The organism is Proteus sp. ZN5, assembly GCF_011046025.1.
Classification (GTDB): domain Bacteria; phylum Pseudomonadota; class Gammaproteobacteria; order Enterobacterales; family Enterobacteriaceae; genus Proteus.
The window spans coordinates 635,883-652,825 of record NZ_CP047639.1; the positions used below are offsets into that span (position 1 = coordinate 635,883).

The 16,943-nt window shown below is 38.4% G+C and carries 4 protein-coding genes; all 4 read left to right on the plus strand.

All coding sequences use genetic code 11. The annotated features are described in order from the left end of the window. Positions 1 to 600: 600 nt before the first annotated feature. The 4 genes from GTK47_RS03000 to GTK47_RS03015 all read left to right on the plus strand — a co-directional run bounded on the left by GTK47_RS03000 (position 601) and on the right by GTK47_RS03015 (position 16,942). Entirely contained in the window at positions 601 to 3,282 is a 2,682-nt protein-coding gene (locus tag GTK47_RS03000; RefSeq protein WP_165122093.1) for a hypothetical protein, read from the plus strand. Positions 3,283 to 3,292: 10 nt separating this feature from the next. Further along, positions 3,293 to 13,330: a hypothetical protein gene (locus tag GTK47_RS03005; protein ID WP_165121735.1), complete on the plus strand. Its 10,038-nt coding sequence runs from the start codon at positions 3,293 to 3,295 to the stop codon at positions 13,328 to 13,330. 80 nt (positions 13,331 to 13,410) lie between these two features. Beyond that, a complete protein-coding gene (locus GTK47_RS03010) occupies positions 13,411 to 15,552 on the plus strand; it encodes a type I secretion system permease/ATPase (RefSeq protein WP_165122094.1) in 2,142 nt (713 codons plus the stop codon). Continuing rightward, on the plus strand, positions 15,542 to 16,942 hold the full coding sequence (locus GTK47_RS03015) for an HlyD family efflux transporter periplasmic adaptor subunit (protein ID WP_241256061.1): 1,401 nt from the start codon (positions 15,542 to 15,544) through the stop codon (positions 16,940 to 16,942). The genes GTK47_RS03010 and GTK47_RS03015 overlap by 11 nt, the downstream gene beginning before the upstream one ends. The last annotated feature ends 1 nt before the right edge of the window (position 16,943 follow it).

Genomic DNA, 16,943 nt, shown 5'->3' on the forward strand with positions numbered 1-16,943 from the left:
AACCTATTTTTTATCTTTTTTTAAAAAGAAATCACTAAGTATATTTAAATGATAATTTAATATTCTAGGTTTCCATGCGTTTATATGGCTGAAAATAGTTTTTCTTATAAAATTTTATTTTTATGGGTATTTTTATACTAAATAAGATTATCTGTTTATGATTATGCTGGGGATATATAAATAAGGTTTTTTGAAATGTAAACCATATAAATAAGTCATTAAATTAACAAAAAATATATTTCAATATTTAAATTTATTTAGAATAGCATTAATTGTGAAAACAAATAATTATATCTATATATATGGATTGGATTTTATCTCTAAATTAACGTCACCTATCTTTTAAAGACTTTAATTAAATAATATTGCTTATATGATACCAATAAGGTTATTTATATACCTACATTCTATTTATTTTTTTTATTGCTCTTTGCGATAGGGGCTTTATTTGTTTAAAGAAATGTAGAGTTAATTCATATTTAAATGTGAATTTAAGATTAATTAAATACACTTAATACGCGTATTTCATAATCTTATATAAATATAACCAATCCTAAGCAGACACTCTAAAAAGATTGATTATTAACGGTGAGATTATTTATGAACAATCAGACTGGGAATGAAATTAGTATAGAGAAAGGCCAAGTTATAAAAATAAGTCGATCGGAAATAAAAACAATCATTAAAGACGAAAATCACCTTATTATTGTTAAAAATAATGGTGAAAAATTAGTTATTAATGATTTTTTTAATACACCTGATAACTACTTTATTGTAGAAATGGATGGTGTTCAGTACAAAGCATCTTTAACACCTAATTCAGACAAGTTAGAGCTTATTTTTAATAAGTTAGATGAAGCGACTGGTGATGAAAGTGTATTAGGTCTAACGGGAGGGGAATGGTTCTCTATTGCTATTGGTGCCGCAGTACTTGGTGCTGGTATCGCCGTTGCATCTTCTTCAAGCAGTAGCAGTGGAGGTTCATCAAATCACGTTACTCCGCCACAGCCAAGTGAAAAAGAGTTAGTTGAAAAACTGATTGTCGATAAGTCATTAGATTTGAAAAAAATTATTGATGCGGCAAAAAACCTTGTTGATAAAGCGGCTGAGGCAGCTGAAAAAGCACAGAAAACAGGGGATGAAAAAGATCTAGATTTAGCGCTAGAAGCTCATAAAGATGCAACAACAGCACTTGCCCTAATTGATAAATTAAAAAGCGAATTAAATGAATTAATTGAGCAAGGTGAAAAGCTTAAAGTTGATTCAAAAATTATAGATCAAGCAAAAGAGCTATTAACAACGAATACTGACTCTCTTGGTAAAACATTAGATGAGTTAGGTAAGTTATTAGAAAAACTACAATTAGAATTAGAGCAGCAAAAGGCGATTGATGATACCGACAAGGCAATTGACGATCTGCCGGATGACGCGTCAGAGAAAGAAAAAGCAGAGGTGAAAGTCAAGCTGGATAACGCTGCAGAGCTGATTGGTCAACAAATCACAGACGCCTTAGCGTTAGCCAAAGCGGCAGAAACCGCCGCGAAAAAAGCACAAGCCAGCGGCGATAAAGCCGATTTAGCCCAAGCACAAGCGGAACTGAAAGCGGCGCAAGAAGCTGTTGCTAACGCTGAAACGGTGAAAGCCAAATTAGATGCGTTGATCAGCAAAGCAAACGCCAAAGGGATCGATACCGCTGATGCACAGTTGGTGGCAGATAATGCGCAAAGTCAGTTAGATGACGCACAATTAGCCTTAGAAAATGCTCAGCAAATCATCGATAGCCTGCTAGATGTTGACGTGATTGATGACACTGATACGGCAATTGACGATCTGCCAGATGATGCGTCAGATAAAGAAAAAGCGGAAGTGAAAGCGAAGCTGGATAACGCTGCGGAGCTGATTGGTCAACAAATCACAGACGCCTTAGCGTTAGCCAAAGCGGCAGAAACCGCCGCGAAAAAAGCACAAGCCAGCGGCGATAAAGCCGATTTAGCCCAAGCACAAGCGGAACTGAAAGCGGCGCAAGAAGCAGTCACTAATGCCGAAGCGGTGAAAGCCAAATTAGATGCGTTGATCAGCAAAGCAAACGCCAAAGGGGTCGATACTGCCGACGCACAGTTGGTGGCAGATAACGCGCAAAGTCAGTTAGATGATGCACAATTAGCCTTAGAAAATGCTCAGCAAATCATCGATAGCCTGCTAGATGTTGACGTGATTGATGACACTGATACGGCAATCGACGATCTGCCGGATGACGCGTCAGAGAAAGAAAAAGCGGAAGTGAAAGCGAAGCTGGATAACGCTGCAGAGCTGATTGGTCAACAAATCACAGACGCCTTAGCGTTAGCCAAAGCGGCAGAAACCGCCGCGAAAAAAGCACAAGCCAGCGGCGATAAAGTCGATTTAGCCCAAGCACAAGCGGAACTGAAAGCGGCGCAAGAAGCTGTTGCTAACGCTGAAACGGTGAAAGCCAAATTAGATGCGCTGATCAGCAAAGCAAACGCCAAAGGGGTCGATACTGCCGACGCACAGTTGGTGGCAGATAACGCGCAAAGTCAGTTAGATGACGCACAATTAGCCTTAGAAAATGCTCAGCAAATCATCGATAGCCTGCTAGACGTGGATGTGATTGATGACACTGATACGGCGATTGACGATCTGCCAGATGATGCGTCAGATAAAGAAAAAGCGGAAGTGAAAGCGAAGCTGGATAACGCTGCGGAGCTGATTGGTCAACAAATCACAGACGCCTTAGCGTTAGCCAAAGCGGCAGAAACCGCCGCGAAAAAAGCACAAGCCAGCGGCGATAAAGCCGATTTAGCCCAAGCACAAGCGGAACTGAAAGCAGCGCAAGAAGCAGTCACTAATGCCGAAGCGGTGAAAGCCAAATTAGATGCGTTGATCAGCAAAGCAAACGCCAAAGGGGTCGATACTGCCGACGCACAGTTGGTGGCAGATAACGCGCAAAGTCAGTTAGATGACGCTAATAGCGCGCTGAATGCAGCAGAAAAAATCATCGATAGCCTGCTAGATGTTGACGTGATTGATGACACTGATACAGCGATTGACGATCTGCCGGATGACGCGTCAGAGAAAGAAAAAGCGGAAGTGAAAGCGAAGCTGGATAACGCTGCAGAGCTGATTGGTCAACAAATTACAGACGCCTTAGCGTTAGCCAAAGCGGCAGAAACCACCGCGAAAAAAGCACAAGCCAGCGGCGATAACGCCGATTTAGCCCAAGCGCAAGCCGACCTAAAAAGAGGCGCAAGAAGCTGTTGCTAACGCTGAAACGGTGAAAGCCAAATTAGATGCGTTGATCAGCAAAGCAAACGCCAAAGGGGTCGATACCGTTGATGCGCAGTTGGTGGCAGATAACGCGCAAAGTCAGTTAGATGACGCAAATAGCGCGCTGAATGCAGCAGAAAAAATCATCGATAGCCTGCTAGACGTGGATGTGATTGATGACACTGATACGGCGATTGACGATCTGCCGGATGACGCGTCAGAGAAAGAAAAAGCGGAAGTGAAAGCGAAGCTGGATAACGCTGCGGAGCTGATTGGTCAACAAATCACAGACGCCTTAGCGTTAGCCAAAGCGGCAGAAACCGCCGCGAAAAAAGCACAAGCCAGCGGCGATAAAGCCGATTTAGCCCAAGCACAAGCGGAACTGAAAGCGGCGCAAGAAGCAGTCACTAATGCCGAAGCGGTGAAAGCCAAATTAGATGCGTTGATCAGCAAAGCAAACGCCAAAGGGGTCGATACTGCCGACGCACAGTTGGTGGCAGATAACGCGCAAAGTCAGTTAGATGACGCTAATAGCGCGCTGAATGCAGCAGAAAAAATCATCGATAGCCTGCTAGATGTTGACGTGATTGATGACACTGATACAGCGATTGACGATCTGCCGGATGACGCGTCAGAGAAAGAAAAAGCGGAAGTGAAAGCGAAGCTGGATAACGCTGCAGAGCTGATTGGTCAACAAATTACAGACGCCTTAGCGTTAGCCAAAGCGGCAGAAACCACCGCGAAAAAAGCACAAGCCAGCGGCGATAACGCCGATTTAGCCCAAGCGCAAGCCGACCTAAAAGAGGCGCAAGAAGCTGTTGCTAACGCTGAAACGGTGAAAGCCAAATTAGATGCGTTGATCAGCAAAGCAAACGCCAAAGGGGTCGATACCGTTGATGCGCAGTTGGTGGCAGATAACGCGCAAAGTCAGTTAGATGACGCAAATAGCGCGCTGAATGCAGCAGAAAAAATCATCGATAGCCTGCTAGACGTGGATGTGATTGATGACACTGATACGGCGATTGACGATCTGCCGGATGACGCGTCAGAGAAAGAAAAAGCGGAAGTGAAAGCGAAGCTGGATAACGCTGCGGAGCTGATTGGTCAACAAATCACAGACGCCTTAGCGTTAGCCAAAGCGGCAGAAACCGCCGCGAAAAAAGCACAAGCCAGCGGCGATAAAGCCGATTTAGCCCAAGCACAAGCGGAACTGAAAGCGGCGCAAGAAGCAGTCACTAATGCCGAAGCGGTGAAAGCCAAATTAGATGCGTTGATCAGCAAAGCAAACGCCAAAGGGGTCGATACCGTTGATGCGCAGTTGGTGGCAGATAACGCGCAAAGTCAGTTAGATGACGCACAATTAGCCTTAGAAAATGCTCAGCAAATCATCGATAGCCTGCTAGACGTGGATGTGATTGATGACACTGATACGGCGATTGACGATCTGCCAGATGATGCGTCAGAGAAAGAAAAAGCGGAAGTGAAAGCGAAGCTGGATAACGCTGCGGAGCTGATTGGTCAACAAATCACAGACGCCTTAGCGTTAGCCAAAGCGGCAGAAACCGCCGCGAAAAAAGCACAAGCCAGCGGCGATAAAGCCGATTTAGCCCAAGCGCAAGCGGAACTGAAAGAGGCGCAAGAAGCTGTTGCTAACGCTGAAACGGTGAAAGCCAAATTAGATGCGTTGATCAGCAAAGCAAACGCCAAAGGGGTCGATACCGCTGATGCACAGTTGGTGGCAGATAATGCGCAAAGTCAGTTAGATGACGCACAATTAGCCTTAGAAAATGCTCAGCAAATCATCGATAGCCTGCTAGATGTTGACGTGATTGATGACACTGATACGGCAATTGACGATCTGCCGGATGACGCGTCAGAGAAAGAAAAAGCGGAAGTGAAAGCGAAGCTGGATAACGCTGCAGAGCTGATTGGTCAACAAATCACAGACGCTTTAGCGTTAGCTAAAGCGGCAGAAACCGCCGCAGAAAAGGCGTTAATAAGTGGTGATAAAGCCGATTTAGCCCAAGCGCAAGCGGAACTGAAAGCGGCGCAAGAAGCAGTCACTAATGCCGAAGCGGTAAAAGCCAAATTAGATGCGCTGATCAGCAAAGCAAACGCCAAAGGGGTCGATACCGCTGATGCGCAGTTGGTGGCAGATAACGCGCAAAGTCAGTTAGATGACGCTAATAGTGCACTTAGTGCTGCTGAAAAAATCATTGATACATTGACCACAACCGAAAATGGAGGTGGAAATATCGATGATGGTAACGAAATTATTGATGACTTAGATAAAGATACAGCAACAGAAGAAGAAAAAGCGGAAGCGAAAAAAGTGTTAGATGCGGCTTCTGAATATGTTGTTGCATTGGCATTGAAAGCCGATCTTTATGCTGATATGGCCAAAGCGGCTATTGATAAGGCATTGATTAGCGAGAATAAAGCAGATATTGATTTTGCGAAAACGTTATTAAGTCAAGCTAGTGAAGTATTAAATACTGCAAAACAAGCAAAAGCTGAACTTGATGCTTTAATTCAAAAAGCTCAAGGAAAAGATGTTGATACCACTGATGCTCAAATTGATGCAAATAAGGCTCAAGGGCATATTGATGATGCTGCTCATACGTTAGCGAATGTGCAGTCTATTATTGATATGTTAGATAAAGAAACTAATGGTGAAGATACAAATATATTGGATAAAACCGATGATATTTTGGAAGATTTACCAGAAGACCCAACTGATGCACAAAAAGAAGAAGCTAAAGCCTCATTAAATGCAGCTTCTGATTATGTGGTTGGCCTCGCTGAAAAAGCGGAAATCTTGGCTAAGCAGGCTCAAGATTCAGCTGAACAAGCACTCATTTCTGGCAAAGAAAAAGATCTGAACACCGCGCTTTTATTGCAAGAAAAAGCACAAGAGGCAGTTAATAAGGCTCAAGTCGCTAAAGATAAGTTGGATGCGCTAATTACGAAAGCGATAGCTAAAGAAATTAATACAGATGAAGCCCAATCTGATGCACTTCTTTCACAAGAACACATTAATAACGCCAATGATATTTTAAGTCATACACAAAATATTTTGGATATGGTGAATGATTTACTGAAAGAGCAAGATGCGTTAGATAAAGCTAATGATCTGATTGATGATTTAACTGAAAATTCAACACCAGATGAATTAGCTAAAGCAAAAGTCTCTTTAGATGCTGCTTCAGATTTAGTGGTTAATTTAGCATCGAAAGCAGAAATTTTATCTAGTAGTGCCAAACTAGCAGCAGAAAAAGCATTGATCTCTGGTAGTGCGAAAGATTTTGCTGCCGCTAAGACATTGTTTGCTAAAGCGGATGAAGCATTAGATAAAGCAAATGACGCTAAAGCGACATTAGATAGCTTAATTGTAAAAGCACAAAGCAAAGGTGTTGATACAACGGATGCTCAAATTGATGCTGATAAATCTCAAATCTCATTAGATGAAGCCACTCAAAATCTAAAAGAAACACAGTCAATTCTTGATAAGTTACAACTTATTGATGATGCAAAAGATGCATTAGATAAGGGTACTGAAATTATTGATAATTTAGATGAGAATTCATCAGAGAAAGATAAAGAGCAAGCAAAAGATGCGGTTGAATTAGCATCTGAATATGTCGTTGCGGTAACAGAAAATGCACTGACACTGGCTGAACTTGCTAAATCAGCGGCAGAAAAAGCATTCAATAGCGGTAAACAGACTGATCTTGTTGAAGCTGAAGCTCTATTAGAGAAAGCCAAAGTTGAATTCTCTCATGCTGAGCAAATAAAAGCAGAATTAGACCAACTTATTGTTAAAGCACAAGAAAAAGGTGTTTCAACCGAGGTTGCGTTAGATGATGCTCAACAGGCCCAAACGAATCTTGATACAACGCATCAACTGATTAATGATACTGATGCCATTATCCAAGATTTACGTAAAACGGATGATAAAAATCCAATTGATGATGCTAATAGTGTTATCGATGATTTGGGTAAAGATGCATCAGAAGATAAGTTAGAAAAAGCAAAAGAAGCGGTTGATAATGCAGTTAAATATGGCTCTGAATTAGCGCAAAAAGCTGAAACATTGTCAGAAGCTGCAAAACAGGCGGCAGATAAAGCGGCTATCAGTAAATCTGACGCAGATATTCAATTGGCTTACGATGCGGTCGTTGTCGCTCAAGATGCAATTAAATTAGCTCAAGAAGCGCAACAACAATTAGAAAATCTGATTGAAAAAGCGCAAGCAAAACAAGTTAATGTTCAGGATGCAACGGCAGAATTTATTCTTGCGAATGAACATATTGATAATGCATTAAATCTTGTGAGTGATGCTGAGAATACATTAGCCAGTATCAAAGCAGATCTTGATGGTCAGGGTGCATTGGATGATGCTGAAAAAGGCCTTGATGATCTTGATGAAAACTCAACAGATGAAGAAAAAGAGCAAGTTAAAGAGGTTTTAGACACGGCCTCTGAGTACGTTGTGACATTAGCTGAAAAAGCACAAACACTTGCTTATGAAGCAAAAGTTGCAGCAGAAACAGCAAGTGAAAGTTTAACATCTGACGATGTATTGGCTGCCAAAGCATTATTAGCAATAGCGCAAGAAGCATTTGATAAAGCAAATATCGCGAAAGAGCAATTAAGCCAATTAATTGATAAGGCAGAAAGTAAAGGTGTTGATACGACAAATTCTGCTACTGATTTAAACAGCGCGATTGAACATCTGACAACGGCAGAAAATGACCTTCTTATTTCTCAAAATATCCTAGATAAATTAACTTCAGACATTACAGAACCTGCATTAGATGATGCAGATACTGCAATTGATGATGTGATTAAAGATCCAACGGATGAGAATAAGGCCAAAGCAAAAGAGAGCTTAGAGAAAGCGGCAGAGTTGGTGGCTGATTTAGCTAAGTTAGCTGAAGAAAAAGCGAATATTGCTAAAGGTGACGCTGAAAAAGCGAAAGTATCAGGTAATTATGATGATTTATTAGCTGCTGAACAGTCGGTTCGTGATGCGACTCAATACATCGAAAAAGCGCAAAATAGTAAAGATCATCTCGATACATTGATCGAAAAAGCACAAGGTACAGGTATTGATCTTATTGCTACAGAAGCGTTAGCTGATCAAGCTGATACCTCATTACTTAGTGCGAATAATGCACTTAATAATGCACTTGATATTCTCGATAATTTACATAACCAGGAAGGTGATCCTGATTTAATTGCGAATATCAAAAATACGCTGGATAAACTTGATACTGAAATTCTTCAAGCTCAGAAAAAAGGCATAACAGCAAATAGTCAAATTGAAAAACTATTGGAATCAACATCACCTAAAGAACAAGATATTAAGAATGCGAAAACAGTCTTAAATGAGTTCACTAAAGCTATTGAAAATGCAGAATTAGCTGATGAGAAAGTGAAAGCTGCATTAGATAAAGCCTTAAAAGGTGGTGTAGGTAGCAATGTTATTGCGAAATATGAAGCGACGGAAGCAGAGCTTTTAGAACGCCTCAATGATCTGAAAAAAGAAGCCAATAACCTGAATAAACAGATTCAGGAAATTGAATCTCATGTTGTATTTGATGATTTAAATACAGCATTAGATAAATTAGATCCAAAAAATAAAGAGAGTATCAATAATTTCAATAAGGCATTAAAAACAGCTATTGATAATAACAATGAGTTAGTTCAAGAGCTTACAAGTAAAGCCTTAGAAGCCTTAGATGCAGCACTAAAACTTGCCGAAATGGATAAGTCTAGCGTTGAATATCAGCAAGCTTTACAAGATGTGAAGTATTTACTTAATACTGCTGATGAGCTGTATACATTAGCTAAAGAGAATACCAGCGACTTACAAAAGACTGTTGAAAAAGCGATTAGTAAAGGCTTAACACCAGAAAATAACCCAGAATTTAAAGAATACATTGCCAATATTAAATACTTTGACAATGAAATTAGTAAAGCTGGGGCAAATATTGCGAAAGCGAAAAATGCTATTCCTGATGAAAAATTACCTGATTTTGAAGGTGATGATATCAGTCAATTAGTTGATCATCTTAAAGATAAAATTGGCTCAGGTGATAGTGACGCTATTAATAAAGCATTGTTAAATGTTGATAATGTTATTAATGCGCAATTAAACGAAGTGATTAAAGCAGTAGATAAAGCACAAACAGCTTTTGATCATGCACAGAAAAATCCAAATCCTGCCAATGTTAAGAACTTTGATAAAGCAGTAAAAGATGCCCAAGATATTATTAATAAAGCTGAGCTGAATATAGAAAAACTGCACAGTGTCATTAATGATGCGGCAAACATTGATGGTGTGGATCAAGGTTTAATTGAACATGCATTAAAAGGTATTAATAGTGCACATGATACGATTGGTTCAGCGCAAACTACGTTAGATGGCTTAACTCTGAATGCGATTGATATTGATGGTTTAGAAGATAAAGCTAAAGATGCGAATGATGCAATTAATGATCTGGCTAAAGATAAATCACCAGAGAATATTGAAAATGCATTAGCAAAATTAGGTATTTTCAAAAGCGCACTTGATACTGCATTAAATAATGCCAAAACACTCTCTGATGATGCTTTAATGGCAGCGAAACAAGCTGTTAAAACACCAACAGCAGAAAATATTCTGTTAGCAGAGAAAAAACTGGCTAAAGCGCTAGAAGCCAAAGAACAACTGATTGAAGCAAAAGGCTTATATGATGATGTTGTCAGCAATATTAAATCATCAATCAGTGCTGGTTCTTTACAAGATGCTTTATTGAAAACCTTCACTGGTGTCGATAAGCAGTTTGAGGAAACAGAAACGCTTGTTGATAAACAAAATAATGAATCTGAAGTATTGATTGCTCAAGCAAAAGATAATCAACTTACGGAAGAAGATATTATTGAAGCTTATAACGATGCCAAAGCTGCAATAACGGAAGCTGAGGTTGCTGTTAGAAAAGCGGTTGATAAAGCGGCTGAAGCAAAAGAGAACAACATTACTTCTATTCAGCAAGCGACTGCAATTAAAAATAGTGTCATTGCGGCTCAAGACAGTCTGAATAATGCTAAAGATGCGGTATCAAATGCTTCTAGCAAAGGTGTTCCAGATTATCTTACAGATCAACTCAACAAGTATTACAACTCACTTGATAATAAACTCGATTATCCAAAAGGGGTTCTTCAGGAAATCGATGCTTATTCACGTATGTCGCTTTCTTTAGAGTTATTAACCACTGCGACAAATGAGTATAAAAAAGCCGATGAGCTACTGAAAAAAGACCCAACTTCAGTAATCAAAGATCCAACTGAGTTCTTATCTATCGTAACGGAAGCCAACGCGTTGTTAGCCGAAGGTAAAGAACGTGCTAATAAAGCGAAAGAGCTAGGATTAGACAGTGCTGGCACGACTTATCTTAATAGTGCAGCGCATACTGCTAATGAAACCAAAGTAAACTTGATGAATGAATTCCATGGACAGTTAGGCGAGCAAGCCTTTGCTGACCTCGATGTTGTCATGAGTTTACTGCAAGAGTCTGTGTATAACGCACATATCAATTTAGATAAATCAACGCTTTCTAATCATGCTGTCTTTGAAGAGCAGTACAAAATTGCAATTCGTGCTTTAAATGATGCGAAAGTGTTATCAGAAGAGTACTCCGCGAAAGGCGTTAAAGACGTTAAATTAGCGTATTACAATTACCAAATTGAAGAATTTAGTAAAGAAATTGAAGGATTCTCAAAAGCATGGAATAGCATCACTCAACTGACAGAGATGACGAATCAGGCTTATGCCTCTTCAAAAGAGCTGTCAGGTATTAAGAGTGCGAGTGAGAAATATGATGCTGTTCAGAAATTAGCTGCAGAACTGAGTGAAGCTTATCAATTAGTTGAGCAATCAATTATTGATGGTGCACCACTGGATATGGTTCAGGCTAATCTGAATAAACTCAACATTTCAGTCAATAATTTGTCAGCTGAAGATCCAATCGTCGCGGCTCAAATATTAATTGATAATGTTGTTTCTGAATCAAAAAACATTGAGAAATTACTCAATGCAACAGATACCAAAGAGCAAAAAGATTTAGTTTACAACTCGCTTTATACACAGTTACAAACTGCGAATAAAGTGATGACCGAAGCTAAGTTGTCAGGAACGATTTCGAAGATCAAACTAGCTGAATTACAGCAAGATTATAACGATGCACTTAATTCTCTGAAAATGTTTGACCCTTATTTAAGTACGGGAGAAAAAACACAGAAACCAGCGGGTGCATTGGATTCGGCATTGGATATTACTGTTACCAATGACGGTAAAATTCATATCGAAGGTGCCAGACTTGTTGATGGTGCTGTCTTTACATTAGGAGGTAAAGACTTACCGTGGTATAGCGCATGGCTAGGCAATATTTCCGGTACTGTCGATAAAACATTTGGTTCAGGTACTGTGCATACTCGTACTGATGGCAGTAAATACGTTGATATTTTTGTAGATAAAGAAACCGCAAACAATATCAAGTCGAGTGGTAATGATTTAAGTTACCTGTATGGCTATCAAAAAGAGCTAGGAAAAGATACATCAGATATTAGCCGTAGCTTTAAGGTTAAAGATTCTTCAACACCTAAGAATGTCGAAGCATACATCACTGAAGACCATACGATTATGATCACGGGTGATGGTTTGAAAGCAGGTGATGCCTTTACTCTCTATAAAGTCTCAACAAACCTGTTAGGTATACGAGATTTTGAAGAAGTTGGTAAAGGTCATGTGGCATTACATAACGGTAAATTTGTGGGTGTGGTGACGGAATACTCTGGTGCACATTCATGGGATACCGTTAAAGGGTTAGGTGATTCGAGCAATTTAGCCATTAGCCGCGTTGGTGTGGGTGAAAATGAATCTTCTAAGAGTGCTTCTTTTGGTAAGAAAGAGTCACCAGCTGAAATTCATAGCGATTTAATAACTGGCAAATATGCTGACATTACCACGAAAGATGTGACGGCTTGGGTAGATAATAAAAAACACCTTTACTTGAAGAGTACCAAATTTGAAGTAGGGCAACAGATAAAAGTCTATGATTTCTACGACTATAAAACTGTTGTAGGTACTGGCGTTGTTCAAATGATTGGTGGTCAAAAAGTTGTCAAAATTGAAGGGGTAACAACAGACCAATATCCTGATCTGAAATGGATTTATGCTGCAATCGCTTATGAAGGTGGTCAGTGGGAGCATATTCAAAGTGACGCATTTATTCTTGGTAAAAACTATTTATCTGTACAAGGTAATGTGAATTCAAATACACAAGAGCCGCCTACAGACCAAGATTCAAATGATGGCATCAACTTTGACGATATTGATATTGATCCTATCGCACCAACTAAACCATCAACAGGTGACACAGACACTGATGTTGATACCGACACAGATACTGATGTTGATACCGACACAGACACTGATGTTGATACTGACACAGACACTGATGTTGATACCGACACAGACACTGATGTTGATACCGACACAGACACTGACGTTGATACCGACACAGATACTGATGTTGATACCGATACAGACACTGATGTTGATACTGACACAGACACTGATGTTGATACCGACACAGACACTGATGTTGATACCGATACAGACACTGATGTTGATACCGACACAGACACTGATGTTGATACCGACACAGACACTGACGTTGATACCGATACAGATACTGACGTTGATGGAGATTCAAATAATCTGGATATCGCGGCACTACTTCAATTAGGTGAAGCTTCAGAAATCATATCGAATGAGCAACAAGATAATGTTGAGTTGCCTGAATTAAGTGAATTGTTAACGGATGCAAGTCAGGCCAATATTAATATTGATAATATTGTTCCAGCTTCTCAAGAAACAGAACATGCAATTCAGTCTCCACTTTTTGTTAGTGAAACGGCACATGATGGAAATATTGAATCTCATCAGGTTGCAACACTAATAACAGAGGAAGATATGGGGACAACTCATAATATCTAAATCTATAAAAATAAAATAAATAATCAACATCCTCGTGCCAATATGGCATGAGGATGTTTTTCCCATATTAAGGTATTATTATGGAAAATAGTGAAAATAATAACGCTCATTGCTATTTAGAAAATTATAAAGAAGCGATTATAAATATAGCTAATCATTATCGATTGGATTTTTCGCCAGAAAATATCAACATTACGGCTAAATGGTATGAAAATAATATTTCTTATGATGATGTAATTAAGCTATTAGCTAGACAATGTTGTTTGGTTGCTAAATTTATAGACAGCAAAAAATTTAAATTTAATGTTTGGTCATTACCCGTTGTTATTGAAAGTCATGATGGCAGAGTAGGAATAGTTCAAAATATAAAAGGTAATAACGCAACAATATTATTTAGTGGTGATTATGGTCTAGCTGTTGATGTTGATATAGATACGCTAAAAGAAAATATAAAACGAATTGCTATTTTTAGACCAATGGTTGACAGGCCTGACCCAAGAGTGGATTTATATATTAAACCCACAGAAAAGCATTGGCTATGGCGTATTTTATTAAGAGATGTTTCTCCTTATAAATATGTCATTATGGCAACATTTATTATTAATGTCTTGGGTTTGGCTGGGATCACTTATTCTATGCAAACCTATGATAGGATTATTCCATCCCAATCTTATTCAACGATGTTTGTTTTGGTTGTGGGTGTATTGATTGCTTTTATCTTTGATTATATTCTTAAAATGTTACGTTATGGCGTAATTGATTTATTAGGAAAAAAAGCTGATTTACGCATGTCAGATCGTGTTTATGGGCATTCTTTAAGGATAAAAGACAGTAATCGCCCACCTTCTACAGGTTCTTTTATTTCTCAGTTGCGCGATCTTGAACAAATTAGAGAAATGATGACGTCTAGTACCGTCGCAGCCATTGCAGATTTACCCTTCTTTCTCTTTTTCCTCTTTATTATTTATATGATTGGCGGAATTATTTGCGTCATTCCATTAGCGGGTTTTTTCTTAATGATAACGCCAGGGTTATTAGCACAGAAAAAACTTTTTGTACTTGCCAACGAAGCAATGAGAGAAAGCACATTACGTAGCGGTATGATTGTTGAATCAGTTCAAGGACTTGATGATATAAAAGCCATGCAGGCAGAGTACCGTTTTCAACAGCAATGGATCCATTATACAAAAACGAGTGCCGAAGCCAGTTTAAAGCTAAAACACCTAACGCATAAATTAAGTAGCATGGCTTATTTTATTCAAAATAGTGTTTTTGTGGGAGTGATTTGTATGGGAACTCCTTTAGTTATCAGTGGTGAGCTTTCCACTGGGGCACTTGTCGCTTCTTCTATATTAAGTTCTCGAATGATGGGGCCTATTTCTCAAATGGCGAATATCATTACGCGTTGGCAGCAAACTAAGGTATCAATAAAAGGGCTGACGTCTATTATGGAGTTACCCGTTGATCATCCTACGTCTATTAAAAAAGTCCATTTACCTTTTATTAAAGGTCATTATAAATTAGAAAATATTGGCTTTAAATTTAATCAAAATAGCCAAAATTATGCGATATATATAAATGAACTAGAAATTAAACCCGGTGAGAAAATCGCGATTATAGGTCGTAACGGTGCGGGTAAATCCTCTTTACTTTCGGCACTTTTTGGTAAGATGGAATATCAAGAGGGAACAATAACATTAGATAATATTGAATTAAATACCTTAGATCCTTCAGATTTACGTAGAGATGTGGGTTATTTAAGCCAAAATGCCAAATTATTTTACGGTACTATTCGAGATAATGTGACATTAGGAAATCCATTAGCCACCGATGAAGAAATTTATCAAGTTCTTGAGGAAACAGGTGCTGCTGAATTTATAAATAAATTACCAGAAGGGATTAATTATATTATTCAAGAAGGTGGTGTTGGTATTTCAGGAGGGCAAAAACAATCATTATTATTGAGTCGTTTATTATTGAAAAAACCAACAACTTTACTATTGGATGAGCCAACTGCATCTCTTGATGATATTACTGAAGCTAATTTTATTAAGAATATTGAAAAAACATCTCTTGGAAAAACATTTATTATTACCACTCATAGAAAAAAATTATTAGAACTGGTGGATCGCATTATTGTTGTTTCGGGTGGCAAGATTGTATTGGATAAACCCAAAGCGGTTGCATTAAAAATGCTTTCAGGAGTAACAGATGAAAAATAAACAAAATAATCCATCGAATACTGTATCTCCTGATGAGATGAATAAGTTGGTGAAAGAATTAGAAAGTTTAAATCAACAACATAATCAAGGAGTACAGCAGACTCAAGAAGAAAAAGTGGGATTTTTCAAACGGATAAAAAATCTTATTGCTGATTATCGTTATATTACGAATAAAAAAGATAAAGATCTCTATCTTATTGAAGACAGTATTGGTGATGCGGCTGAATTTGGTTTGATTGATGATACTAAAGCCAGTAGAGCAAATCGTATCATCATGGCTATCTTTACTTTTTTATTTATTATGGTGATTTGGGCTTATTTTGCTGAAGTTGCCGAGGTGACAAAAGGGAATGGGAAAATCATTCCAAGTTCTAAAGAGCAACTTATTCAATCTCTAGATGGTGGGATTGTAACTAATATTTTTGTGAGAGAAGGGGATATTGTTCAAGTTGGACAAACGTTAGCGACATTAGATTCAACAAGAACAGCATCAAGCCTAGAAGAATCACAAGCGAAATATAATACAGCTCTAGCAACATCTATTCGGTTAAAAGCCGAAGTTGATCAACATAAATTAGTTAATTTAGTTTTCCCTGAAGAGTTACAAACACAAATTGAATTAATTAATTATGAAAATAAACTTTATTTATCACGTAAACAAAAACTTACCCAAACACTCGCTAATTTGCAAAAGAGTAAGCACATTATTCGTCAGCAATTAAATATTAATAAAGAGCTTGCTCGGCAAGGTGCCAGTAGTACCGTCGAAGTATTAAGATTAGAAAAGGAATTGATTGATTTAGAAAGTAAAACACAAGAATACACCTCGGATTTTTATGTTACTGCACGACAAGAGCTAGCGAAAATAATGGCTGAAATAGATAGCTTGGCACCTTTAATTAAAGGGCGGCAAGATTTTGTACAAAAAACAACGATTACATCACCGGTTAAAGGTATTGTGAAAAATATCCAGAATTCAACAATTGGTGGCGTGGTTCCTCCAAATGGCATTTTAATGGATATTGTCCCGTTGGAAGATACATTAATTATTGAAGCTAAAATATCACCAAAAGATATAGCCTTTATTCATCCAGGGCAACAAGCCAAAGTTAAAATAACGGCTTATGATTATGCTATTTATGGTGGATTAGAAGGAACTGTCAATGTTATTTCACCGGATACGGTAAAAGATGAAGTTAAAAGCGATGTGACATATTACAAAATATATATCAAAACCGATAAAGATTATTTAGTGAATAAGGCGGGAAAATCATTTTCTATTACGCCAGGTATGATTGCTTCAGTCGAAATAACAACGGGCAGTAAAACAGTATTGCAGTATTTAATTAAGCCATTTAATAAAATTAATGAAGCATTAAGAGAACGGTAAT